Origin of the sequence: Nonomuraea sp. NPDC049637 (assembly GCF_040675235.1) — a bacterium.
Taxonomy (GTDB): domain Bacteria; phylum Actinomycetota; class Actinomycetes; order Streptosporangiales; family Streptosporangiaceae; genus Nonomuraea.
In genome coordinates, this window is sequence record NZ_JBFAOM010000001.1 from 151,932 (window position 1) to 175,603 (window position 23,672).

Sequence of the window (23,672 nt, forward strand, 5' to 3'; positions counted from 1 at the left end):
CCGCGACCTGTCGAGTTTAGTCCGCGTCGAGGCCCTGCTCGATCGCATATCGGACCAGTTCCACCCGGTTGTGCAACTGGAGCTTGCTCAGCGTGTTCTGCACGTGGTTCTGGACCGTGCGGTGCGAGAGCACCAGGCGGTCGGCGACCTGCCGGTAGGTCAGGCCCTTGGCGACCAGCCTGAGCACCTCCGTCTCGCGCTCGGTCAGCCTGGGGCCGTCGTCGTCGGCGCGTCCGGCGGCGGGACGCGCGGCCAGCCGCCGGTACTCCCCGAGCACCAGCCCGGCCAGGCCCGGCGTGAAGACGGCGTCGCCCTCGGCGGTGCGGCGGACGGCGTCGAGGAACTCCTCCCGGCTCGCCGACTTCACCAGGTATCCGGACGCGCCCGCCTTGACGGCCGCCAGCACGTCGTCCTGCTCGGCGCTGGCCGACAACACCAGGACCTTGGGCGCCGGCTCGGCCCCGGCCAGCCCGGCGGCCACCTCCGCGCCGGACATGTCGGGCAGGCGCAGATCCAGCACGACGACCTGGGGGCGTACGGCCGCGGCCGCCCTGATCGCCTGCCGCCCCTCCCCCACCACGGCCACGACCTCGTAGCCCGCCTCGGACAGATCCCTGGCCACGCCGTCGCGCCACATGGGATGGTCGTCCACCACCATGACCCGCACCATGACGTCACTCTAACCGGGCCGCTCCCCGCCTATCGGCAGGGAAGACTGATCTCGATCTCGGTCCCGGACGGCGTGGAGGCGACGGCGACCGTCCCGCCCAGGTCGGCCACGCGCCCGCGGATGGACTGCGCGACGCCCAGGCGGCCCTCGGCGGCGGCCCGCTCCAGGCGTCCCGCCGGGATGCCGGGGCCCTCGTCGCGCACGGTCACCATGACCACGTCGTCGCAGGACTCGGCGAACACCCAGGCCCGCGCGCCCACGCCGCAGTGCTCGCGCACGTTGTCCAGGGCGGCCCCGACCGCGGCCGCCACGCCCTCGGCCGCCGGCGTGGGCAGGACGAGCGGCGTGGCCGGGGTGGAGACCGTCACCAGCGGCGAGCCGTGCCGCATGAGCAGGGAGCGCAGGTCCGTGGCGCCGGTCGGGGCGGGACGGGCGGCGATGAGCTCGCGCAGCGCGGCCTCCTGCTCGCCGGCGAGGCGGCCCAGCTCGGCCGCCTCGCCGCCGATCTGCCGGCCGCGCCGCTGGACCAGGGCCAGCACCTGCAGGACGGAGTCGTGCAGGTCGCGGGCCAGCCGGTCGCGTTCGCGCTGGGCGGCCTCCATCTCGGCCGCGCGCTGCATGCGTTCCTCGGCCTCCTTGGCCAGCCGGGCCACGTGTCCGACAACCACTCCTGACAGGAACAGCAGGACCGCGCCGTTGATCATCACGGGCGCCTCCGGGGCGCGCACGCGCAGCCACAGGTCCGCGGCGGCGACCAGGGCCGCCGCCACCGCGCCCGCGCGCCTGCCGCCGTACACGGCCCAGGCCAGGACGGGCGCGGCGACCCAGGTGGCCGGGACGGGCATGGTGCCCGCCACGCCCTGACGGACGCCCTCCACGTACGGGGACGTCAGCAGGCAGGCCAGCGCCACCAGCAGGTCCACGGCCAGCAGCGGCCGTCCGCGCAGCTTTTCGGACGCGTACGCGTACGTGGCCGCGGCCGTCCACAACGCCATCAGGGCGATCACCAGCCAGCCGGCGACGGGCTGCTCGTACCCGCGGTACTGGGCCATCAGCACGGCGGCGTACAGCAACGACGCGGCGCGGAAGACTGCGATCGCGCGCCAGAAGGGGCCCTCGATGGTCATGAGACCCTCTCACGTTTCCGACACGCCGGTTGACCGATAGTTGCGGTATCCATGCGGAAGGGACGTATCGGATGACACAATCCGTCAACCCCTAATCACAAGGAATGTCGATATATGACCGCTGTTAATCATTTCACCCACGGACCGCTCACACCGCTGCTGGCGTACCTGATGTCGTGCCTGGGTTCGATGCTCGGACTGCGGCTCACCGCACAGGCGCACGCCAGCCGCGGCGCGTCGCGGGTGCGCTGGCTGATCGGCGCGGCCATCTCCATCGGCGGCACCGGCATCTGGGTCATGCACTTCGTCGCGATGATGGGCTTCGCGGTGGAGGGCACGCAGATCAAGTACGACGTCCCGCTCACCGTCGCCTCGGCCGCCGTGGCCGTCGTGGTGGTCGGCACCGGGCTGTTCCTGGTCTCCTACGGCCGCGGCCGGGCGCTGGCGCTGCTCGGCGGCGGCCTGCTCACCGGGCTCGGCGTGGCCAGCATGCACTACCTCGGCATGTACGCCATGAACATGAGCGCCCACGTCTCCTACGACCGCACGATCGTGGCCGGGTCCGTGGTGATCGCCGTCGTGGCCGCGACCGCCGCGCTCTGGTTCACGCTGCGGGTCAAGAAGCCGGTCTGGATCACCGGCGCGGCGCTGGTCATGGGCGTGGCCGTCTCGGGCATGCACTACACCGGCATGTACGCCATGCGGGTCTCCGTCGACGCCGAGCCCGGCATGGTCACCGGCGCGGACGCCCTCGACTTCCTCGTCCCCCTCATGACCGTGATCAGCCTGATCACGCTGACCATGCTGCTCATGGTGATCCTCGCGCCCTCGGAGGAGGAGCTGCACGAGGACGCCGAGATGGTCGCCCGCCTGGAGCTGCGCCGGCGCGCCGCCCAGCAGCAGCGCCTGGCCTACCCCGCGCCGCCGGCCGCCCCCCGCCCGCAACAGCCGCAGATGATGCGCACCCGCCGCAGGTAGCAGTCGGCGCCGGGCGTCCGGACGGGGCCGGACGCGGCGAGGGCGCGCCGGAGGTGGATCACCTCGGCGCGCCCCGCGGTCGAGCTATCTCCTGGGTACGGCTTGCGGCGCAAAGTGGGCCGCCGACTCGCTGCGCCCCAAGCCGTACCCTGAGGGGGGTTGTAAGCGGTAACCCCGCTGCCCAGAAGGTACGGCCCGGCGCTTGCAAGCCGCTTTCAGCCAGCCGTAGAAAGCCTCAGCCGGCCGGCGTCTCAGCCGAAGAACACCTCCGCCTCGGAGTACCGGGAGGCCGGCACGGTCTTCAGCTCGGCCGTCGCCTCGTCGAGCCCGACCCGGACGATGTCGGTGCCGCGCAGCGCGACCATCGTGCCGTAGTCGCCCTCGTGCGCGGCGTCGATCGCCTGCAGCCCGAACCTGGTGGCCAGCACCCGGTCGTAGGCCGTCGGGGTGCCGCCGCGCTGGATGTGGCCGAGCACGGTGGTGCGGGCCTCCTTGCCGGTGCGCTTCTCGATCTCCTTGGCCAGCACCTCGCCGATGCCGCCGAGCCGGACGTGCCCGAACGCGTCGAGGGTGCCGGTCTGCAGCTCCATCTGGCCCTCGATCGGGTGGGCGCCCTCGGCCACGACGATGATCGGCGAGTAGCGGGTGCGGAAGCGGGACTCGACGTACTCGCAGACCCGGTCGATGTCGAACGGCTTCTCGGGGATGAGGATCACGTTCGCGCCGCCGGCCATGCCCGCGTGCAGCGCGATCCAGCCCGCGTGGCGGCCCATGACCTCGCAGATCAGCGCGCGGTGGTGGGACTCGGCGGTGGTGTGCAGCCGGTCGATGGCCTCCATCGCGATGTTGACCGCGGTGTCGAAGCCGAAGGTGTAGTCGGTGCCGGACAGGTCGTTGTCGATGGTCTTGGGCACGCCCACGACCTTGACGTCGCGGTCGTAGAGCTGCTTGGCCACGCCGAGCGTGTCCTCGCCGCCGATGGCGATCAGGGCGTCGACGCCGGTGGCGGCGAGGTTCTCCTTGATGCGGTCGACGCCGCCCTCGATCTTGATCGGGTTGGTGCGGGAGGATCCGAGAATGGTGCCGCCCCGCGGCAGGATGCCTCGTACGGCCTGGATGTCGAGCGGCATCGTGTCGCCTTCCAGGGGCCCGCGCCAGCCGTCGCGGAACCCCACGAACTCGTGGCCGTACGTGCTCACCCCCTTACGCACCACGGCCCTGATGACGGCGTTGAGACCTGGACAGTCTCCGCCTCCGGTGAGCACTCCAATACGCATGGCGGGTTCCTCCCGATGGGGTTCACGAACCATTGCTCGGTGACAGCTCGCATTGTGCCTGCCGCGACGCTCAGTGGTCTAGACCAAACGCCCGGCCGTCGATCATTTCCTGGACGGAGCAATCGTCAACCCAGGGTTGACGGTCCAGCAGCGTCAACCTATGGTTGACGCATGGATGAAACCGTACGTCTCGACGACCTCATCGCCGCCATCAAGAGCCGTCATCCCGACGACGACCCGCTCGGCCAGCTCTCCGACGCCGTCACGCTGGGCGAGCACCTCGGAGAGGTGGCCGACCACCTGATCGGCCACTTCGTGGACAAGGCCCGCCACTCCGGCGCCTCCTGGACCGACATCGGCCGCAGCATGGGCGTGACCAAGCAGGCCGCGCAGAAGCGGTTCGTGGTCAAGGAGAGCGGCTCACTCGCCGACGACCTGCGCAACTACGCCCGCTACACCGACAAGGCCCGGGTCGCGGTGGTCAAGTCCCAGGAGGAGGCGCGCCTGTCGGGGCACGACCACATCGAGGTCGGCCACCTGGTGCTCGGGCTGCTGCACGTGCCCGAGGCGCTGGCCGCCTCGACCATGGCCACGCTCGGGGCCTCCCCCGAGGCGGTCAGGGAGGCCGTCACGGCGGCCATAGGGCCCGGCGGCGGGCAGTCGCCCGTCACTCTGCCGTTCTCCGCGCAGAGCGCCAAGGCGCTGGAGCTGACGCTGCGGGAGGCGCTGCGGCTCGGGCACAACTACGTCGGCACCGAGCACCTGCTGCTCGGCGTGCTCTCCCTGGAGGAGGGCCCGGTGGTGGGGGCCCTCGCCGAGCTCGGCGTGCGCAAGGAGGCGGCCGAGCGGGAGATCAGGGAGCGGCTGGCGGCGATCCTGCGCGAGCGCCGCCCATAGCGGCGTTCCGCGGCGGGCCCGCGCGGCCCTGAGGAGGGTGGGCGGGGTGACCGGAGAGCCCGGCGGGGCCGGCGGCGAACCGGGTCAGCACGTTCGCCGTGGCGCGGCGGGTGAAGGCGGCCGCGGACTCCGGGACGCCGTGGCCGCAGCGCCTGCCGCGCATCGCGCACACCCAGCGCATCGTGCCCGAGGCGAACACCCCGGCCCCGCTCGGCGCCGTGTAGTACGTGCTCTGCGACGTCGTCCCGCGTCCCCCGCACGAGAACGGCGAGTCGGCCAGCACCTCCACGCCCTTGGGCGAGCCGCGCGAGACCTTGTCGGTCTCCGGGCCGACCATGCCGGGGAAGCGCCGCCCATGGGTGCCCGCGAAGATCCAGTGACCCGGCCTGCGGACCGTGTAGGCGCCCTGGGCGGGGAAGCAGTCGTACATCTGGCCCACCAGGGCGCTCTCCGGGCGGGAGTCCCGCCACAGGGGGCAGAGCCGTTCCTTGTCGCAGGCGACCGTCCTGCCCTTGATCGCGATACGCCAGTAGACGGCGTTCGCGCCGAGGAAGGCGAGGTTCGTCCCGCTGTCCCTGGCCTTCGTGACGGCCGTGCGCATGGCGGGCGACCAGTACTCGTCGTGGCCGAGCGAGACCACGGCCCGGGCGCCGTCCAGCACGCCGGGGCCGAGGTCGAGGCTGGTGAGGTAGGCCAGGGGCACGCCGCTGCGCTCGGCCACGGCCAGGGCCGGCTGCTCGAAGTCGAGGAACAGGCGGGCGCCGCCGCCGTCGTACGGGCGGTCGAAGGTGACCTCGCGCGAGCGGCCGGCGAACCCGCCGGGCCCCAGGTACAGGCTGCGGCCGCCCCACAGGTTGTACGCCTGCCAGGTGGTGACCGCGTTCACCATCACCACCCGGCCCCGGGTGGAGGCCGAGCGGACGGTGATCGGCACGTACCGCTGGGCGCCGGTCGAGGCGTCGAGCCTGATCAGGTAGGCGCCCTCCGTCCAGCCGCGGGTGTCCACGGTGAGCGAGGGCTTCCAGTGGGCGGCGGTCACCGTGCCGTCCACGGTCCTGGCCGGCGGCTGGCGCACGCCCTTCACCTGCGGGGACTCCCACACCTTGGCCGGGTGCGCGCCCATCCTGAACGCGCCGGCGGTGAAGCGCGGGGCGGTGGTGGAGACGTGCAGGGCGAAGGACTCGCCGGGCAGGACGCTCACGTGGTCGGCGTAGCCCTCGATCTCGTGGTCGGGCCCGCGGGTGGTGATCCGCCAGGACTCCCCCGCGTTCACCGGCGGCGGCGGCGACGGGCGGTCCGGCTCCGACGGCTGCGGGACGGGCGGCGCCGGCGACGCGGACGGCGCCGGCCGCACGGGACCGCCGCCGCATCCGGCGGCCGGCAGGACGGCGATCAGCAGGGCGAGGAGCAGCAGGAGCTTGCGCACCCGGCCATCGTCGCGGCCCGCCCCCGGGCCGGGCCACGACTTGGCCTGATCCTTACCCCGCGCCGCCGCCCGCCCGGGCCGCGCCCTTCCCGGCGTTCCTACGCGGGCAGCACGCAGGACGGGCTGGGCACCTCGTACGACTGGCCGGCCGGCTCGGGCACCCCGTCCGCCAGCGTGAACACGGTCACCTCGCCGGAGTTCTGGTTGGCGACGTACAGGCGGTCGCCGGCGATGGCGAAGTGCCGGGGCCAGGCGCCGCCCGAGGGCACCTCGGCCACCGGGGACAGGTCGGCGGCGCGCAGCACCGAGACCGTGTCGGGCCCGCGGTTGGCGACGTAGACGAGGTCGCCGTCGAGCTGCAGGTGGCTGGGCGCGTTGTCGCCCCCGGCGCGCGAGGCGGGCACGACGGTGCGGCGCTCGCCCTCGACGAGGGTCACGGTGCCGTCCAGCTCGCCGGCCACGTACAGGCGGTCGCCGGCGAAGGCGAAATGGCGGGGGCCGGTGCCGGGGGCCAGCGTGATCGGGTCGAGCGGGGAGCCGTCCAGGCGGTAGCGGCGGATCTCGTCGGTGCCGAGGTCGGAGACGTGCAGGACGTCGTCGTGGAAGACGCACATGTGGGCGTGCGACCCGGCCTGGCGGTCGGGGTCGGGGCCCGAGCCCTCGTGCCGCAGGACGACGGGGTCGCCGGTGAAGGCGCCCCGCTCGTCCAGGTGGTGCAGGCCGGCGGTGCCGTCGCCGTAGTTGGCCACGGCCAGCAGGCTGCCCGAGGGGTGGACGGCGACGTGGCAGGGGCTGTCGCCGTCGCTGGAGCGTTCGTCCAGCGGGGACAGGCCGCCCTCGGCGGTGAAGGCGGTGAGCCAGCCGCGCTGCAGCTCGCCGGCCGCGTACAGCACCGGCAGGGTGGGGTGCGCGGCCAGGAACGACGGCGAGGCCACGCGGGTCAGCTCGCCGCCCACCGTGACGATGCCGGGGCCGTAGCCGCCTATGTAGAGGTTCACAACGGGATCCTTCTTATGGTTGACTGGGGCAATGAATTCGTTGACGGAGGCAAGGGTTTCTGAGGTCAGAGCCTTCAACCGGTTCTATACGAAAGTGATCGGCGTCCTCCAGGCAGGCATGCTCGACTCGCCCTACTCGCTGACGGAAGTCAGGGTGCTGTTCGAGCTCGCGCACGCCGGGAGCATGGAGACCGGCGAGCTGCGCGGCCTGCTCGACCTCGACGCGGGCTACCTGAGCCGGATCCTGGCCCGGTTCGAGGGCGACGGGCTGGTCGCCCGCGAGCGGTCGGCCGCCGACGCCCGCAAGCAGCTCGTCCGGCTGACCGAGGCGGGCGCGGCCACCTTCGCCGGGCTCGACCGCCGCTCGGCCGAGGAGATCGAACGGCTGCTCGGCGGCCTGCCCGAGGCGGACCGGGCGCTGCTGGTCGGCAGCATGGCGACGATCAGGCGGCTGCTCGGCGAGCCCGCCGCCCGCTCGTACGTGATCAGGCCCCCGCGCACGGGCGACCTGGGCTGGGTCGCCTACCGGCACGGCGCCCTCTACAGCGAGGAGTACGGCTGGGGCACCGAGTTCGAGCAGCTCGTGGCCAGGATCGTGGGCGCCTACGACCCCGCCCGCGACGCCGGCTGGATCGCCGAGGTCGACGGCGAGCGCGCCGGGTGCGTGTTCTGCGTGCACCAGGACGACACGACGGCCAAGCTGCGCATGCTGCTGGTCGAGCCGTCGGCGCGGGGCCTCGGGATCGGGCGGCGGCTGGTGGCCGAGTGCCTGCGCCACGCCAGGGACCGGGGCTACCGGCGGATCGAGCTGTGGACGCGCGACTGCCTGGTGAGCGCGCGGCGCATCTACCAGGCGGCCGGGTTCGAGCTGGAGTCGGCGGAGCGGGGCGTGGAGAACGGCGCCGAGGTCACCGAGGAGATGTGGTCGCTCGACCTCGCGGCCACCAGTTGAGCGGCCCGGCCAGGCGCATCAGGCTCGGCACCAGCACCGCCCTGATCACGGTGGCGTCCGCCAGCACCGCGACGGCCATGCCCACCCCGAGCATCTGCACGAACGCCACACGCGCGGTCGCGTAGGCGGCGAACGTGAGCGCCAGGATGCCGCCCGCCGCGGTGATCAGGGGCGCGCCGCCCTGCATGCCGGTGGCGACGGCCTGCCCGGTGTCGCCCGTCCTGTCGTACTCCTCCTTGATCCTGGACAGCAGGAAGACCTCGTAGTCCATCGACAGGCCGTAGGCGACGCAGAGCATGAGGATCGGGATGCTCGGGTCGAGCGTGCCGGTCGGGGTGAAGCCGAGCAGGCCCGCCAGGTGGCCCTCCTGGAAGACCCAGACGACGGCGCCGAACATGACGCCGAGGCTGAGGACGTTCAGCAAGGTCGCCTTGAGCGGGAGCACCAGGCTGCCGGTCATCAGGTACAGCACGGCGAACGTGAGGCCCAGCATGAGCGCCAGCACCAGCGGCAGGCGGTCGACGACCGAGGCGCGGTAGTCGGCCAGCTCGGCGGGATAGCCGCCGACCAGGACCTCGAAGGGCGGCGGCACGGCCCGTACCGACTCCACCAGCCGGACGGGGTCACCGGCCAGCGCCTCGGCGGAGGGCACCACCGACAACCACGCGCCCGGCCCGCGGAAGCGGGCCGGGTCGCCGTCGCCGACGCGCCGCCCGGCCGCGTGGGCGCCGGCGGCGGAGTCGACCTGGGCGACCCCGGGAACCTGAGAGAGCCGCATCGCGTACGCCGAGACGTCGGCGGCCCGCGCCGCGCCCGTCGAGACGATCTGGACGGCGTCGGTCTCCTCCGCCGGGAAGGTCTGCCGGATGACCTCCTGGGTCTGCCGCGAGGACGCCTCCGGCGGCAGGATGCGGTCGTCGGCCGTGCCGAAGCGCAGGCCGAGGGACGGCGAGGCGAGCACCAGCAGCAGCGCCGCCGCCAGGCCGCCGAACACCACCGGCCGGCGCATGACCCGGACGGCCAGGCCGTGCCAGAACCCGGCGCCCCGGGCCTCCGTTCCGCCGCGCCCGGGACGCCCGGGCCTGGGCACCATCGCGCCGCCGGCCGCGGCCAGCACCGCGGGCAGCACGATCACCGCGGCGAACAGGCCGCCGGCCACGACCGCGATGCCCGCGTAGGCGAAGGAGCGCAGGAAGTCGAAGGGCAGCGCGAACAGCACGGTCAGCGAGGCGGCCACCGTGAGTCCGCTGAACAGCACGGTCCGCCCGGCGTGCTCGACGGCTCCGGCGACGGCCGCCGCGCGGTCGCGTCCGGCGCTCACCTCCTCGCGGAAACGCTGGACGACGAACAGGCAGTAGTCGATGCCGAGCCCGAGGCCCATGGCGAGGGTGAGGTTGAGTGCGAAGGTGGAGACCTCCGCGAACAGCAGGACGCCGCGCAGCAGCGCCAGGCCGACCACCATGGCCAGCACCCCCGCCAGGATCGGCGCCAGGGCGGCCGTCACGCGCCGCTGGTAGAGCCAGAGCAGCACGAACGCCAGCGGGAAGATGACCAGCTCAGCCCGGACGAAGTCCTGTCTGGCCAGCGGCACGGTCTCGCGGAACACCTCTTCCCCTCCACCGGCCCGGACCTGGAGGGGGTCCTGCTCGCCGACGATCCGCGGCACCAGCGCGGGCAGCACCCGCGCCCGCACGTGGTCGGCGTCGCCGGGGACGCGCACCACGATCAGCGCGTGCCGGCCGTCCCGGCTGCGCAGGGTGGCGGGCCTGCCCCTGGTCCAGTACGAGGAGGACTCCGCGACGCCGTCCGAGCGGCCGATCCGGTCGGTGAGGGCGCGGCCCGCCGCCTCGGCCGCGGGGTCGTCGACGGTGCCCGACCTGGGGGTGACCAGGAAGACCAGGTCGGGGCTGCCGGCGCCGAACCGGCGGGCGAGCTCGGCCTGGGCGCGGTCGGACTCCGAGCCCGGCGCCTCGAAGCGGGCCAGGGAGAGGCGGGAGACCGTACCGGCGGCCAGGACGCCCGCGACGACGAGCACGAGCGCGGACAGGGCCAGCACGAGCCGGCGGCGGCGGACGAGGAGGTGGCCCAGCCTGCGCAGCGGCGGCTCGGCGGCGGCGGCGCGCGGGCCCCGGGTGGCGACGTTCACGGCCATGCGGGCACCGCCCGCGCCGGGCCCGATGGGCAGGTTCGCATGGGATCTCCCGAAAACTCGGTAAACTACTCGTGTTTCGCTGTCGAACCCAGAAATACAAGTAAATGCTCGCATTTGTCAACGAGGTGACCCATGCCTGAACGCACGGTCCGCAGGCAGGCGCGCGGCCTGAAGCGGATGGCCGAGATCCTCGACGCGGCGGAGTCGGTGATCGCCGAGGTCGGCTACCCGGACATGACGACGAACCAGGTCGCCGCGCGGGCGGGGCTCTCCCCCGGGTCGCTGTACCAGTTCTTCCGGAACAAGGAGGAGATCCTGGACGGCCTGGTGTCCCGCTACACCGACGACCGGGACGAGTTCTGGGCGGCCCGGCTGGCGGCGATCACCCCGGACGTCCCGCTGGAGGCACTGGTGGGGCAGCTCGTGGACGAGAGCGTGGCGTTCAAGGCCGACTCACCGGCGTACTGGTCGCTGCTGTACGGGTCGGCCACCGGCGACCGGCTCGCGGCGGCCTCCCAGCGCATGCACGCCTCGCTGGCGGAGCGGATCGCGGCGCTGCTGCGACGGCGTTCGCCCGAGCTGCCGCAGGAGCGGGCGCTGCTCAACGCGACGATGGCGCTGGCCATGGTGAAGGCGGTGCTGCCCATGCTGGGGCCGGCGACGCCCGAGCGCGGCGCGGAGCTCGTGGCCGAGCTCAAGCTCATGCTGGTCCGTTACCTGACCTGAGCCCGCGATCAGGGACGGAAGGGGCCGCTACCTGACCTGAGCCCGCGATCAGGGGCGGAAGGGGCCGCTGACCTCGAAGGTGTGGCCCTCGGTGCGGCCGCGCCTGGCCGAGAAGTAGAGCCGGTCGCCCCTCGGCGAGAAGGCCAGCCCCGTGAGCTCGGCCCCCTCGTGCCCGGTGAGCCGCAGGAACGGCGTGACGGCCCGGTCGGGCGCGATGACGTCGATCTCCGTGGTCTCCCTGGCCACGTAGAGGTCGCCCGAGGGGGCGGCGGTGATCGCGCGCACGCCCTCGCACAGCCGGTCGAGGGTGGAGGTCTGCGCGTCGTAGGCCCACAGGCCGGTGTCGCCCTTGGTGGTGAAGTAGCAGACGCCGCCCGCGTAGTGGCAGCCGTCGCCGCCGTCGAAGTGGCGGGCGTCCTCGACCTGGTGGCGGGCCGCGGTGAGCAGCGCGGCCGGGGACGGCACCGGCCGCCAGCCGCCCGACGCGCACAACACCTCCAGCGTGCCCTCCGTCAGGTCGCCCCAGTCGCCGGGGCGGAAGCGGTAGAAGCAGCCGTCGTGCTCGTCCTCGGTCATGTAGACGACGCGCCGCTCGGGGTCGCAGGCGGCGGCCTCGTGCCGGAAGCGGCCCATGGCCAGGCGGGGGCGGGCCGCGCGGGCGCCGTAGGGGTCGCACTCGAAGACGCGGCCGCGGTCGCCGAGCTCGCACGACAGCCAGGTGTGCCACGGCGTGGCGCCGCCCGCGCAGTTGAGGTCGGTGCCGGACAGGATGCGGTAGGCGTCGGCGACCGAGCCGTCGGCGTGGAAGCGCAGCGCGGAGGCGCCGCCGAGCAGGGGCAGCTCGGAGTTGGAGACGTAGATCCAGCCGGCGCCGTCGGGGAAACAGGCGCCGCCGTCGGGCGCGGCGTGCCAGGTGAGCCCGGCCACCTTGTCGCCCGACCGGGCCACCACCCGGCCGGTGAAGCCCGGCGGCAGCGCGAGCCCGTCGGCGGACGCCGGCGTGAGCGGCCCGTACGGGCTGATGCCGCCCTGCAAGAGCGGGCCCGTGCGGAGGAGAGTCTTGTGGGACATCGTGGGGCCTCCCTCTAGGTGCCACGCTAGTCGACCGCACCGACATGAATGGCAAGGACTCGTGACATCAAACTCTGCGCAAACCCCGCGCTCCGCCGTGGCGTGAGATCGCCGCGGGCCCCTGGACGATGCGGGACAGTCCGTACCCACTGGGCGGAAGATCGCCCACCCGGGGGGCGGACACGCGAAAGCCCGGGCACTGTGGTCGCGCCCGGGCTCTTCGGGTGGTGCGGCCGGCGGCCGCGCGCGGTCAGCGCTGGGCCTGGAACATCCAGTGCTGCTTGTCGATGTCCTGCGTCACGGCGATGAGCAGGTCCTGGCTGACGGGGTCGGCCTCGTCGGTGGCGCGGATGCGGTCGTACATGCGCTTGCTGATGCCGTCGAGGATGTCGGTGATCGTCGCCACCACCTTGCCGTCCTCCAGCCAGCCGCGCTCGGGCTGCTGGAGCTGGGTCGACCTGGCGACGGTCGCCGAACGCCCGTCGGGGTTCACGCCGAGGGCTACCGCGCGCTCGGCGATGGTGTCCATGTGGGTACGGGCCAGGTCGGTCAGCTCGTCGAGCTGGAGGTGAATCGGGCGGAAATGGGCGCCGACGAGGTTCCAGTGCGCCTGCTTGGCGATCAGCGACAGATCGATCAGATCGACCAGGGCGCCCTGCAGGGCTTCGGCGACGGCGTTCTTGGCTTCGCCCGAGAGCGGACCGGTGATCGTAGCCATGTCGTATTTCCTCCCCTTCAGTGGTGCTTTCGCCTATTTAGAACGTCATCCGGAGCTGGATTCTTCCGATCTTTCCCTTGTTGACAGTGTAATAGTGACAGTGTCACTGTGGAGGTATGAGCGACACCTGGACCATCGGCGAGCTGGCCGAGCACGCGGCGCGGGCGCTGCGCGCCGAGGCGCAGCCGGTCAACGGCCGGGTCCGCGACGTGCCCGGGGAACGCCTGATCAGGTGGTACACCACCATCGGCCTCGTGGACCCGCCCCTGACCCGGCGCGGCAGGATCGCCCGCTACGGCCGGCGGCACCTGCTGCAACTGGTGGCGGTCAAGCGCATGCAGGCGGCGGGGCGCTCGATCGCCGAGATCCAGACGGCGCTGGCCGGCGCGACGAACGCCACGCTGGCGGCGGCCGCCGGTCTCGCCGACGTGCCGTCCGCGGCCGAGGGGCGGGCGGTCCCCGGTTCCCCGCCGGACGGCCCGCGCTTCGCGGGGCCCGCGTCCGTCATCGCCACGACGGCGAACGGGACGCCCGGCGGCGAGGCAGGCCGTGAGAGGTTCTGGGCCGAACGGCCGGTCCGCCCCGCCCAGGCCGGGAGCGAACGCCCCGCCGACGCGGAAGCGGCGCATGCCGGGGGCGGCCCGGTCGCCGGGGTCGTGCTCGCGGACGGGGTGCGGGTGGTGTGGGACGGGGGGCGGCCTCCGTCCGAGGACGACGTTCAGGCGGTGCTGGCGGCGGCTGGGCCGCTGCTCGCGGTGCTCGTAGAGAGGAGACTGCTGTGAAGATCACTTCGCTGGAGCCCGCACGGTGCCTGCCGGTGCCGGACGCCGGGTTCGGCGCGCTGCTGACCGAACGCGGCAACCTGCCGCTGGACAGCGTGGACGTCCGCGCCGACATCGCCGGGCTCGTCGCCGGGGTCGAGGTCGAGCAGGGGTTCCGCAACCCGTTCGACGTCACGCTGGAGGCGACCTACGTCTTCCCGCTGCCCGACCGGGCGGCGGTGACGGGGTTCCGGATGGAGGCCGACGACCGGGTCGTGGAGGGCGTGCTGAAGGAGCGCGGCCAGGCCAGGGCCGACTACGACCAGGCGCTGCGCGAGGGCAGGCGGGCGGCCATCGCCGAGGAGGACCGGCCCGACGTCTTCACCATCCGGGTGGGCAACATCCTGCCCGGCGAACGCGTCTCGGTCCGGCTGACCATGAGCCAGCCCCTCCCCTACGAGGACGGCGCGGCGACCTTCCGGTTCCCGCTCGTCGTAGCCCCCCGGTACGTCCCGGGCACCCCGCTCGACGGCGACCCGGCGGGCTCCGGGGTGGCGCCGGACACCGACGCCGTGCCCGACGCGTCGAGGATCACGCCGCCGGTGCTGCTGCCCGGCTTCCCCAGCCCCGTGCGGCTCTCGCTCACCGCCCGCGTCGACGCCTCCGGGCTCGATCTGCGGGAGCTGGCCTCCAGCCTGCACGTGGTCGAGGAGGACGGCCACACCGTGCGCCTGCGTCCGGGCGAGCGCCTCGACCGTGACTTCATCCTGCGGCTGTCGTTCGAGGCGTCCACGTCCCTGCAGTTCGACGGGCGGGGGACGTTCGCGCTCACCGTCGTCCCGCCCGCCCTGCAGGCCGCCCGCGCGCCGCGGGACGTGGTGCTGGTGCTCGACCGTTCGGGCAGCATGGGCGGCTGGAAGATGGTCGCGGCGCGGCGGGCGGCGGCGCGCATCGTCGACACGCTGACCGCGCACGACCGTTTCAACGTGCTGACGTTCGACTCGGTGGTCGAGGCGGCGTTCGAGGGGCTGGTGGAGGCGTCCGACCGCAACCGGTACCGCGCGGTCGAGCACCTGGCGCGGGTCGACGCGCGCGGCGGCACCGAGCTGCTCGAACCGCTGCGCCGCGCCGTCGCCCTCCTCGGCGCGCCCGGCGACAGGGAGCGGGTGGTGGTGCTGGTCACCGACGGCCAGGTGGGCAACGAGGACCAGATCCTGGAGCAGGCCGGCGGCGCGCTGTCGGCGATGCGGGTGCACACGGTCGGCATCGACCGCGCGGTGAACGCCGGCTTCCTCGGCCGGCTCGCCGGGCTGGGCGTCGGCCGGTGCGAGCTGGTCGAGTCCGAGGACCGGCTCGACGCGGCGATGGAGCAGATCCACCGCAGGATCGGCGCGCCGCTGGTGACGGACCTGTCCCTGAAGGGGCTGGAGACCGAGCCCGGCTCGGTGACCCACCTCGGCTCGATCTTCCCGGGGGTCCCGCTCCGTGTGTACGGACGGTGCCGCGAGGGCGCCGAGGCCGTCACCGTGCGCGGCACGTCGGCCGGGGGGCCGTGGGAGGAGCGGGTCACGGGGGTGACCGCCGACAGTCCCGCCCTGCGCGCCGTCTGGGCCCGCGCCCACCTGCGTGAGCTGGAGGACCGGTACGCCATGGGCGAGCACGGCCTGGAGCCGCGGATCGTCGAGGTCTCGCTGGAGAACGGCGTGCTGTGCAGGTTCACGGCGTACGTGGCGATCGACACGCGGCAGGTCGCGGAGGGCGCGCCCGAGCACCGGGTCATCCAGCCGGTCGAGCCGCCCAGCGGGTGGGAGCTGCCGCCGAACCCGTCCATGGGCGGGCGGTTCGTGGCGCAGGCGATGACGATGGCGCGTCCCGCGAGCGCTCCGCGGATGATGCCGCCGGCCCCGGCGTCTCTCGACCAGGGCTTCGAACAGGGCTTCGACCGGAGCTTCGGCGCGCCGCCTACGCTCGGCGGCCCCGCCCCGGCCGACGCCCCCTTCCCGGCCCCGCCCCTGGCGGGCGGCCCCGCGGGTCCTTCGCCGTCCGCGCCCGGCGGTGGGGCGCCGTCCGCGCCCGGTTCCGGTGGCGGCCCTGGGCCCGGGGTCTCGCCGAAGTTCGCGCCTCCGTCGTCGCCGCGTCCGGCGCTCCGGCTGGAGTCGGTCCGGCCGCAGCTGAAGGCCGAGCTGGACCGGCTCAGGGCGATGCGCGTGCCGGACGCGCCGTACCTGGCCGACCTGGGCTCGCGTCTCGCGGCGCTGGCGGCGTACCTGGGCGGGAACGAGGCGCTGGCGACGCTGGCCCGCGACCTGGAGGCGGCCGAACGTCCCGGCACGGACCTCCGCGCCCTGCACGACCACGCCGTCGCAACGCTAACCGCCCTCACCGGTGCCCCCGCCGACCGCGCCCCGGCCGACCCCACCCGCCCGGAGGACCCCGTCGCCCCCGGTGACCCGCTCCCCGGGGACGGCCCGCTCGCCCCGGGCGACCCCGAGCCCGGCAAGCGCCACCGCCCCTTCTGGAAACGCGGCTGACGCTCACTGACCCCCGGCAGCGCCGCGCCACCCCGCCGCGCTGCCGGGTGTCAGGGGTCGGCGGTGGCGCCGTTTCCAGAACCGCCGCTTCCGCCAAATGCGGGAATTCTGGATTCTTTGCCGATTTCACCGCCTAATCAACTCGACGAGCTGCGGGCCCGGCGCAATGGGCCGATGGCGGGCGTCCGTGGGACTGCGGGACCACCCGACAAGCCCCGGCGCCGGGGACGACCCGGCACATCCGCGCACCGGCGCACGGAACTCCCCGGCACGCGCGAGCACCCATTATGAATTCCACGCCCGGTCATATCCCGGCCGCGATATTCAGGCGTCCCCGGGAAAAGGCGTGCCATTCTCATGTGCCACCATCCCCCGCGGCCTCCTATTCTGGACGGGTGAGCACACTCGTCCTGGACGGCGGCCTGTCCACGCATCTGGAGTCGCTCGGCGCGGATCTGCGCGACGAGCTCTGGTCGGCACGCCTGCTGCTGGAGCAGCCCGAGCTGATCAGGCGGGTGCACGCCGACTACTACGCGGCGGGCGCCGACGTGGCCACCACGGCGAGCTACCAGGCCACCATCCCCGGCTTCCAGCGCCGCGGGCTCGACCGGTCCGAGGCCGAGCGGCTGATCAGGTTGTCGGTCGAGCTGGCCGGGCAGGCCCGCGACGAGGCCGGCCGCGGCCTGGTGGCGGCCTCGGTCGGCCCCTACGGCGCCTATCTGGCCAACGGCGCCGAGTACACCGGCGACTACGACCTCGACGAAGACGGCCTGCTGGCCTGGCACCGTCCGCGCTGGGAGATCCTGGCCGCCGCCGGGGCCGACCTGCTGGCCTGCGAGACCATCCCGTCCTACGCCGAGGCGCGGGCGCTGGCCGCGCTGCTGGCCTCCACGCCGGGGGTCAAGGCGTGGGTGAGCTTCTCCTGCCGCGACGCCGAGCGCATCAACGACGGCACCCCGATCGACCGGGCCGCCGCGCTGTTCTCCGGGAACCCGCAGGTGGTGGCGGTAGGCGTCAACTGCACGGCGCCGCGGCACATCCCCGGGCTGGTCGCGCGCCTGTCCGGCGGCCTGCCGGTCGTGGTCTACCCGAACTCGGGCGAGACGTGGGACGCCGAGCAGCGCCGGTGGCTGGGCCTGTCCGACCCGGTGGAGTACGGCCTGGCCGCCAAGGAGTGGGAGCGCGCGGGGGCGTCGCTGATCGGCGGCTGCTGCCGTACGACCCCTGAGCACATCAGGCAGATCCGCGCCCACCTGACCTGACGCCCGGCCCGCCGAGACGTCACCATCACCCCGGAACCCCCGGCCGCAGGACTCCCCCGCACACCGTACGGATGAAGCCCTGGCCGTCCGCCCGCGCACGCCGTACGGACGGAGCCCCGCCCCCACGCCCCCCGCGCACGCCGCGCCACGGGCGTGGGCGCGCGCGAGGGTCGCGAGCGGCCGGTACGGGCGGGCCGCTAGGCGGTCGCCGGAGCCGTGGTGCGACGGCGGCCGAGGAAGGCGTCGAGCGCCAGGGCGCCGCCGCCGGTGAATCCCACCGCCAGGCTCGCCGCCGCCAGCGCGAGGACGAACTCGTAGCCCCCTTCACCGGCCCCGAAGCCGCTGGAGCCGTGGACGAACACGATGGCCCCGATCATGTCGAGGGCCAGCAGCGTGCCCGCGATCGGCAGGGCGGCGCCGAGGATCAGCGCGATCCCGCCGGCCACCTCCAGCACCGCCACGGCCGGTGCGGCCACCCCGGCCAGGGGGATGCCCGCGGACTCGAAGAACTTCGTGGTGCCCGCGATGCCCATGTCGGCGAACTTCTGGTAGCCGTGCACCAGGAAGATCACGCCGACGGCGATCCTGGCCAGCAGCAGGGCGATGGGACGCGCCCGGTCGATCATGGACCCTCCAAGGGAGTCGTTCAGATTTGAACAACCACTCTACCGGTAGTTCAAATCTGAACAACAAGTACACTTGGGACGTGACGGACACCCGCTGGCTCGACGAGACGGAGATGGCCGCCTGGCGCGCCTTCCTGTCGGCCTCCCACCTGCTCGAACGACGCATCGAGGAGCAGCTCAAGGCCGCGGCCGGGCTGACGCACCCGCAGTACGAGATCCTGGTGCGGTTGTCGGCCGCTCCGGAGCGCCGGATGCGCATGACCGAGCTGGCCCGGGGCGTGGTGGTGTCGAAGAGCGCGCTGACGTACCAGATCACCCAGTTGGAGAAGGCGGGGCTGGTGGAGCGCGCCACGTGCCCGTCCGACGAGCGCGGGGTGCTGGCGGTGCTCACGGACGCGGGCGAGCGCTGCCTGGAACGCGTCGCTCCCGGGCACGTGGCGGTCGTGCGGGACTACCTGATCGACCGGCTCAGCCGCGCCGAGCTGACCTCACTGACCAGCGCGATGACGAAGAGCGAACAAGCTCTCAGGAGCTAGCCTTGGCGGCGGCGCGGCGGGCGCGTTCCATCTCGACGCGGGCGCTGGCGGCGTACTTGTCGACGTACTCCTGGCCGGACAGCTCCATCAGCGCGTACATGATCTCGTCGGTGACCGCGCGCAGGACCAGCCGGTCGTCCTCCATGCCGTAGTAGCGGGAGAAGTCGAGCGGCTTGCCGAACCGGACGCCCGGCCGGATGCCGAGCTTGGGGAACAGCCGCCCGGGCGGCATCATCTCGTACGTGTTGACCATCGCCCACGGGATGACCGGCGCCCGCGACTCCAGCGCCAGCCGGGCCACGCCGGTCTTGCCCTTGTAGAGGCGGCCGTCGGGCGAACGGGTGCCCTCGGGGTAGATGCCGAGGACGTTGCCCTCGCGCAGGATGCGCAGGCCGGTGCGGAGCGCGGCCTCGCTGGCCTTGCCGCCGGAGCGGTCGATCGGCACGGTGCCGACGCCGCTGAAGAACAGCCGGGTGAAGAAGCCCTTGATGCCGGTGCCGGTGAAGTAGTCGGCCTTGCCGAGCGAGATCACCTTGCGGCGGATCTGCAGCGGGCCGAAGAAGTGGTCGGCGAAGGAGAGGTGGTTTCCGGCCAGGATCGCGGGCCCCTGCTTGGGTACGTTGTCGCCGCCCTCCGTCCACGGGCGGAAGAGCATGAGGATCGGCTTCAAGATGGCCTTGACCACCCAGTAGAACACCCGGCCACCTCTTCCCCAGGACATCGTGATTGAGCAGAGTCATCTTCCCATCCCTGGCGAGATGCAACTACACCAGCTCTCGCACAATCACCCCTGAACGTGCGACGATCGGGCAGTTCCGGGATGAAATTGCGTCAAGGAGCTGTTATGCCGCTCATGCCAGGCGCGGAGCCCTACCACCACCGAGCGGGTCAGGTCGGTGTGCTGCTGTGCCACGGGTTCACCGGCACGCCGCAGTCGCTGCGGCCCTGGGCCGAGTACCTGGCGGGCCATGGGGTCAGCGTCTCGCTGCCCCGCCAGCCGGGGCACGGCACCACGTGGCAGGAGATGAACCGCACCCGCTGGGAAGACTGGTACGCCGAGGTGGAGAAGGCGTTCGCCGACCTCCAGGGGCGCTGCTCGGAGATGTTCGTGGCGGGCCTGTCACTGGGCGGCTGCCTGGCGCTGCGGCTGGCCGAGGTGCACGGGGACGCGATCAGGGGCGTGGTGCTGGTCAACCCGTCCATCGCCAGTGACGTGCCGCTGCTGAGGCTGGCGCCGCTGCTGAAGTGGTTCCTGCCGTCGGTGCCCGGCGTCGCCAACGACGTCAAGAAGCCCGGCGTGACCGAGCTGGCCTACGCCCGTACGCCGGTCAAGGCGGCCGCGTCGCTGCCGGGGCTGTGGTCGCTGGTGCAGGCCGACCTGGCGAAGGTCACCCAGCCGCTGCTGGTCTTCCACAGCCGTGACGACCACGTGGTGAAACCGACGAGTGTGGCGATCATTCGCCAGAAGGTCCCGCAGGCCACGATCGAGGAGCTCACGGACAGCTACCATGTTGCGACGCTTGACAACGATGCCGACAGGATCTTTGCCGGTAGCCTCGACTTCATCCGGACACATGCCTCGGTACCCTTGCAGAGGGACTGATCGCACCCAGGGGGAAGTCGCGATCGCTGCGGAGAGGCCCATCTAGGTGACGCCCCAGAGTGACGAGGACGAGGTCTGGCGGCAGATCGTCGCGTCCTTCAACGACACAGCCGAGCGCGACTCGGCCGACCAGCCATGGCCGGACAGCGAGAACGTGCCCGCCGAGCCCACCCGCAGGGTGGTCAAACCGTCCGAGGAGCCCGAGCTCGGCCAGTCCGCGCCCGACCGCGACGACCGCGACGACCGCGACGAACCCGCCCGCGACGACGAGGACGAGGGGCACTTCGAGCCGCCTCCCCCGCCGCCGCTGCCCAAGCTCGACCTGCCCACCAAGCTCGCCTGGGTGGCGCTGTTCGGCGGGCCCGCCTACCTGCTGGTGGCGGCGATGGCCAGCTGGCAGATGGAGGGGTGGGCGCTGTTCACCGCGGTGGCGGCGTTCATCGGCGGGTTCGTGGCGTTGGTCGTGCGCATGGGCGACGGGCCGCCCAACGACTCGGGCTGGGACGACGGCGCCGTGCTGTAGGCCGGCCCGCTACGACTTGGCCGTGGTGCTGCGGGGGGCGAAGGACTCCACCACGTCGGTGTAGCGGTCGGCCGCGTCGACGGCGTGGCCGACCGCCCACAGCGCCCCCTTGCCGGCCAGGTAGGCCACCGCCTGGAGGCGTACGCTGCTGCGGCCCTTCTCGGCGGCGCCGCGGATGATCTGGCAGGCGTCCTTCTCGCAGCGCATCACGAACGGCTGGGCCGCCTGCTCCGGGTCGTAGCCGGTCATCCAGTAGCGGCCCTTGCCGTCGCCGGTGACGCCGTAGAGGCGGGCGCCGGTGGCCGGGATCGCCAGGCGCTGCCAGCGCTTGCCGTTCCAGGTGAGCACGAGCGGCGAGATCTCGCCGGGACCGTGGTAGATCCCGCCGACGGCCACCGCCCGCTTGGAGCTGTCGACCTGGATGTCACGCAGGTAACCGCCGGGGACGGCGGGCACGGACATCGACTTCCAGGCCCCCGACGTGTAATGCATGATCAGCGGCGCGCCGCCGGTGTCGCCGACGGCGAAGCCCGAGGCGACCGCGTAGAGCGCGCCCTTCTCCTTGGTCTCCTGGACGGTCCAGGTGTTGCCCTGGCCGGTGAGGATGAGCCCGTACTTCTCCCGGCTGCCGACCGCGACCACCCGGCCCGCCTTGGCGTCGATGCCGCCCAGCCAGTCGCCGGCGTGCAGCCCCTGCGGCCGGACCCGGTCGAAGCCCGTGACGTCGCCGTGGGCCAGGTAGGGCAGGCCGTCGTGGCCGTCGCCGACCGCCCACACGTCGGAGGCCCCGGCGGCGGCCAGGCCGCGCAGGTTGCCCGCGGCGGTGGCGTCGCGCACGGCCACCTCGTTCCAGGAGGCGCCGTTCCAGTGGCGGATCGTGCCGCGGTTCTTCCAGACGTCCCAGATCTCCTGCTGGCCGACCGCCCACACGTCGCCCGGCGAGACGGCGAGCACGTCGGAGAGCGAGCCGTCCGCGTCGAGGCGCGCGCTCGTCGACTTCTGCCACGCCTCGGCGGCGGGGCGGGGCTCGGCATGCGCGGCGGGCGTGACCTGCGGCAAGGCCACGGACGTCGCCAGAAGGACGGAGAGCGCACGCCGCTGAGAGCGACGGGTCATGAACAAATGCTACGGGCTGGCCCGGGCGGCTCGCCCGTCAGAGTCCAACCTGCAACTCGGCGAGCACCGGCAGATGGTCGCTGGCCCCGGCCAGATCGGCGTTCCCGGCCGCCACTCCCCCGCAGGACAGGACGCATGCCTCGCGCGCGGCGAACACCGCGTCGATGCGCTCGGCGGGCCGCGCGGCGGGGAAGGTCAGCCCGTCGCCCGCGGGCGCGACGGCGTGGCAGTCGGACAGCCGGGCGGCCAGGAAACGCCAGGCCGGCTGGTGTCCCCGCTCGTTGACGTCGGCGCCGACCACGACGGCGGCGTCGTGCGCGGCGGCCGCCCGTTCCATGAGGGACATGGCCTCGCCCGCGTGCCGCAGCCGGGCGGCGAGGTGCAGGTCGAGGTGGAGCGAGCCGACGGCCAGCCGCGCGCCGCCGATCTCGACGACGGCGACGGCCAGCACCCGGCGTTCCAGGCCGGGGAACGCCTTGAGCCGGTGCAGCCGCGCCTCCAGCACCCGGGCCCGCGGCCCGGCCAGCACGCACACGCCACCGGCGCGTCCGGGCGTGGCCACCCGCAGCCCGCCGGCCTCGGCCAGGGCCCGGCGCCTGGCCCGCCACCGGGCGAACCTCGGCGCCTCCTGGACGCACACCAGGTCGGCCCGCATGGCGGCGAGCACCCGGCGCAGCGCGGGCACGTCGTCGCGCATGCTGCGCACGTTGTACGAGGCGACCCTGACCAGCACGCCGTCGCGCATGCCCGGCGTGCCGGACGAGGGAGCCACGGCCGGCACGCGCTAGCGCCGCCTGGCCAGGTCGGCGGCCCCGACCACCCCGGCGGACGCGCCCAGCTCGGCCAGCCGGATCTCGGCGAGCGGCCGGTGGCCGTGGCCGGTGAGCTGCCTGGCGAACACCTCGCGGGCCTCGTCGAGGAACAGGTCGGCGGCCCGGGAGACGCCGCCGCCGACGATGAAGCAGCCGGGGTCGAGCACGGCGGCCAGGTCGGCCATGCCCTGCCCGAGCCAGTCGGCCAAGCTGCGGAAGGCGGCCAGCGCGGCCTTGTCGCCCAGCCGGGCGGCCTCGGTCACCTCTTCGCCCTCGATCCGGCCGCCGGCCAGGCCGAGCAGGATCTCGGCGCGGTCGGGCTGCCGGGCGGCGATCTCCCTGGCCTCCTTGACCAGGGCCTGGCCGCTGGCGTACTGCTCCCAGCAGCCGATGTTGCCGCAGCCGCACACCCGTCCGTCGGGCACGACCTGCATGTGGCCGAGCTCGGCGCCCATGCCCCAGCGGCCGCGGTAGAGGGCGCCGTCGATGACGATGCCGCCGCCGATGCCGGTGCCGAGCGTCAGGCAGACGACGTGGGACTGGCCGCGCCCGGCGCCGAACCTGGTCTCGCCCCAGGCCATGGCGTTGGCGTCGTTCTCGATCACGACGGGCAGGCCGACCAGGTCGCTGATCTTCTTCTGCAGCGGCTCCTCGCGCCAGGCGAGGTTGGGGGCGAAGCGCACGATCGAGCGGGTCTCGTCGACGAACCCGGCCGCGCCGACGCCGACCGCCTCGACGTCCCTGCCCTGCGACAGCTCGCGGACGACGTCCGCGACCGTGTCGGCGACCACGTCGGGCCGGTCGGCCGCGGTCGGCCTGAGCGTGTGTTCGACGATCTCGCCGTTGTCGTCGACCACGCCCGCGGCGACCTTGGTACCGCCGATGTCGACACCGATCGTGAGCATGCCGC

Annotated in this window: 23 protein-coding genes; 10 read left to right on the forward strand and 13 right to left on the reverse strand. The window is 73.3% G+C overall.

Translation table 11 applies throughout. The features are described from left to right. Positions 1-16: 16 nt before the first annotated feature. Positions 17-670, reverse strand: a complete 654-nt coding sequence (locus AB0J71_RS00690) for a response regulator transcription factor (RefSeq protein ID WP_364331652.1) — start codon at positions 668-670, stop codon at positions 17-19. Positions 671-699: 29 nt separating this feature from the next. Continuing rightward, entirely contained in the window at positions 700-1,797 is a 1,098-nt protein-coding gene (locus tag AB0J71_RS00695) for a DUF5931 domain-containing protein (protein ID WP_364390698.1), read from the reverse strand. Positions 1,798-1,911: 114 nt separating this feature from the next. Here AB0J71_RS00695 and AB0J71_RS00700 point away from each other — a divergent pair, with 114 nt between their 5' ends. Beyond that, positions 1,912-2,775, forward strand: a complete 864-nt coding sequence (locus AB0J71_RS00700; protein WP_352331257.1) for an MHYT domain-containing protein — start codon at positions 1,912-1,914, stop codon at positions 2,773-2,775. A gap of 251 nt (positions 2,776-3,026) precedes the next feature. Here AB0J71_RS00700 and AB0J71_RS00705 read toward each other — a convergent pair whose 3' ends face one another. After that, on the reverse strand, positions 3,027-4,052 hold the full coding sequence (locus AB0J71_RS00705) for a 6-phosphofructokinase (protein ID WP_352331196.1): 1,026 nt from the start codon (positions 4,050-4,052) through the stop codon (positions 3,027-3,029). A gap of 171 nt (positions 4,053-4,223) precedes the next feature. Here AB0J71_RS00705 and AB0J71_RS00710 point away from each other — a divergent pair, with 171 nt between their 5' ends. Next, positions 4,224-4,949: a Clp protease N-terminal domain-containing protein gene (locus tag AB0J71_RS00710; protein ID WP_364411768.1), complete on the forward strand. Its 726-nt coding sequence runs from the start codon at positions 4,224-4,226 to the stop codon at positions 4,947-4,949. Here the strand turns inward: AB0J71_RS00710 and AB0J71_RS00715 are convergent. Beyond that, positions 4,906-6,375: a N,N-dimethylformamidase beta subunit family domain-containing protein gene (locus AB0J71_RS00715; RefSeq protein ID WP_364411770.1), complete on the reverse strand. Its 1,470-nt coding sequence runs from the start codon at positions 6,373-6,375 to the stop codon at positions 4,906-4,908. The genes AB0J71_RS00710 and AB0J71_RS00715 overlap by 44 nt on opposite strands. Before the next feature lie 98 nt (positions 6,376-6,473). Next, positions 6,474-7,373, reverse strand: a complete 900-nt coding sequence (locus tag AB0J71_RS00720) for a beta-propeller fold lactonase family protein (RefSeq protein ID WP_364411773.1) — start codon at positions 7,371-7,373, stop codon at positions 6,474-6,476. Between the two features lie 94 nt (positions 7,374-7,467). On the opposite strand from AB0J71_RS00720, the gene AB0J71_RS00725 reads away from it, so the two are divergent. Beyond that, positions 7,468-8,325 carry a helix-turn-helix domain-containing GNAT family N-acetyltransferase gene (locus AB0J71_RS00725; RefSeq protein WP_352322902.1) on the forward strand — a complete coding sequence of 286 codons (858 nt, stop codon included), beginning with the start codon at positions 7,468-7,470 and terminating at the stop codon, positions 8,323-8,325. Here AB0J71_RS00725 and AB0J71_RS00730 read toward each other — a convergent pair. Then, the gene (locus AB0J71_RS00730; RefSeq protein ID WP_364411776.1) at positions 8,282-10,477 is read right to left on the reverse strand and encodes an MMPL family transporter; all 2,196 of its coding nucleotides are present in this window, start codon (positions 10,475-10,477) and stop codon (positions 8,282-8,284) included. The two genes, AB0J71_RS00725 and AB0J71_RS00730, sit on opposite strands and share 44 nt — an antisense overlap. Positions 10,478-10,609: 132 nt before the next feature. On the opposite strand from AB0J71_RS00730, the gene AB0J71_RS00735 reads away from it, so the two are divergent. Beyond that, on the forward strand, positions 10,610-11,203 hold the full coding sequence (locus AB0J71_RS00735; protein WP_364411778.1) for a TetR/AcrR family transcriptional regulator: 594 nt from the start codon (positions 10,610-10,612) through the stop codon (positions 11,201-11,203). Between the two features lie 48 nt (positions 11,204-11,251). Here AB0J71_RS00735 and AB0J71_RS00740 read toward each other — a convergent pair whose 3' ends face one another. Next, complete coding sequence (locus AB0J71_RS00740) at positions 11,252-12,274, reverse strand: alkaline phosphatase PhoX (RefSeq protein WP_352322905.1); 1,023 nt, start codon at positions 12,272-12,274, stop codon at positions 11,252-11,254. 250 nt (positions 12,275-12,524) lie between these two features. Continuing rightward, positions 12,525-12,992 carry a DNA starvation/stationary phase protection protein gene (locus AB0J71_RS00745; RefSeq protein ID WP_352322906.1) on the reverse strand — a complete coding sequence of 156 codons (468 nt, stop codon included), beginning with the start codon at positions 12,990-12,992 and terminating at the stop codon, positions 12,525-12,527. A gap of 116 nt (positions 12,993-13,108) precedes the next feature. Here AB0J71_RS00745 and AB0J71_RS00750 point away from each other — a divergent pair, with 116 nt between their 5' ends. The 3 genes from AB0J71_RS00750 (at position 13,109) to mmuM (ending at position 17,546) form a co-directional block, all read left to right on the forward strand. After that, complete coding sequence (locus AB0J71_RS00750) at positions 13,109-13,774, forward strand: helix-turn-helix domain-containing protein (protein ID WP_364411781.1); 666 nt, start codon at positions 13,109-13,111, stop codon at positions 13,772-13,774. Further along, positions 13,771-16,284, forward strand: coding sequence for a VIT domain-containing protein (locus AB0J71_RS00755; RefSeq protein WP_364411783.1), 2,514 nt, complete (start codon positions 13,771-13,773; stop codon positions 16,282-16,284). The genes AB0J71_RS00750 and AB0J71_RS00755 overlap by 4 nt, the downstream gene beginning before the upstream one ends. A 395-nt stretch (positions 16,285-16,679) precedes the next feature. Continuing rightward, a complete protein-coding gene (gene mmuM, locus AB0J71_RS00760; protein WP_352322909.1) occupies positions 16,680-17,546 on the forward strand; it encodes a homocysteine S-methyltransferase in 867 nt (288 codons plus the stop codon). A gap of 197 nt (positions 17,547-17,743) precedes the next feature. On the opposite strand, the gene AB0J71_RS00765 is transcribed toward mmuM, so the two are convergent. After that, the gene (locus AB0J71_RS00765) at positions 17,744-18,172 is read right to left on the reverse strand and encodes a DoxX family protein (RefSeq protein ID WP_352322910.1); all 429 of its coding nucleotides are present in this window, start codon (positions 18,170-18,172) and stop codon (positions 17,744-17,746) included. A gap of 80 nt (positions 18,173-18,252) precedes the next feature. Here AB0J71_RS00765 and AB0J71_RS00770 point away from each other — a divergent pair, with 80 nt between their 5' ends. Continuing rightward, positions 18,253-18,708: a MarR family transcriptional regulator gene (locus tag AB0J71_RS00770; RefSeq protein ID WP_352322911.1), complete on the forward strand. Its 456-nt coding sequence runs from the start codon at positions 18,253-18,255 to the stop codon at positions 18,706-18,708. On the opposite strand, the gene AB0J71_RS00775 is transcribed toward AB0J71_RS00770, so the two are convergent. Then, a complete protein-coding gene (locus tag AB0J71_RS00775; protein WP_352322912.1) occupies positions 18,698-19,405 on the reverse strand; it encodes a lysophospholipid acyltransferase family protein in 708 nt (235 codons plus the stop codon). The genes AB0J71_RS00770 and AB0J71_RS00775 overlap by 11 nt on opposite strands. 147 nt (positions 19,406-19,552) lie before the next feature. Here AB0J71_RS00775 and AB0J71_RS00780 point away from each other — a divergent pair, with 147 nt between their 5' ends. Together AB0J71_RS00780 and AB0J71_RS00785 are read left to right on the forward strand one after the other, a co-directional pair. Beyond that, positions 19,553-20,311 carry an alpha/beta fold hydrolase gene (locus AB0J71_RS00780; RefSeq protein ID WP_364411785.1) on the forward strand — a complete coding sequence of 253 codons (759 nt, stop codon included), beginning with the start codon at positions 19,553-19,555 and terminating at the stop codon, positions 20,309-20,311. A gap of 46 nt (positions 20,312-20,357) precedes the next feature. Continuing rightward, entirely contained in the window at positions 20,358-20,834 is a 477-nt protein-coding gene (locus AB0J71_RS00785; RefSeq protein WP_352322914.1) for a hypothetical protein, read from the forward strand. Between the two features lie 9 nt (positions 20,835-20,843). Here the strand turns inward: AB0J71_RS00785 and AB0J71_RS00790 are convergent, their stop codons facing one another. From AB0J71_RS00790 to AB0J71_RS00800, 3 genes are read right to left on the reverse strand one after another with little or no spacing between them, the layout of a single operon-like run. Beyond that, the gene (locus tag AB0J71_RS00790; RefSeq protein WP_364411787.1) at positions 20,844-21,950 is read right to left on the reverse strand and encodes a hypothetical protein; all 1,107 of its coding nucleotides are present in this window, start codon (positions 21,948-21,950) and stop codon (positions 20,844-20,846) included. 37 nt (positions 21,951-21,987) lie between these two features. Continuing rightward, on the reverse strand, positions 21,988-22,722 hold the full coding sequence (locus tag AB0J71_RS00795) for an endonuclease/exonuclease/phosphatase family protein (RefSeq protein WP_364411790.1): 735 nt from the start codon (positions 22,720-22,722) through the stop codon (positions 21,988-21,990). A gap of 12 nt (positions 22,723-22,734) precedes the next feature. Then, positions 22,735-23,667 (reverse strand): ROK family glucokinase, encoded by a 933-nt coding sequence (locus tag AB0J71_RS00800; protein ID WP_352322917.1) that lies wholly within the window; start codon positions 23,665-23,667, stop codon positions 22,735-22,737. Positions 23,668-23,672 lie beyond the last annotated feature (5 nt).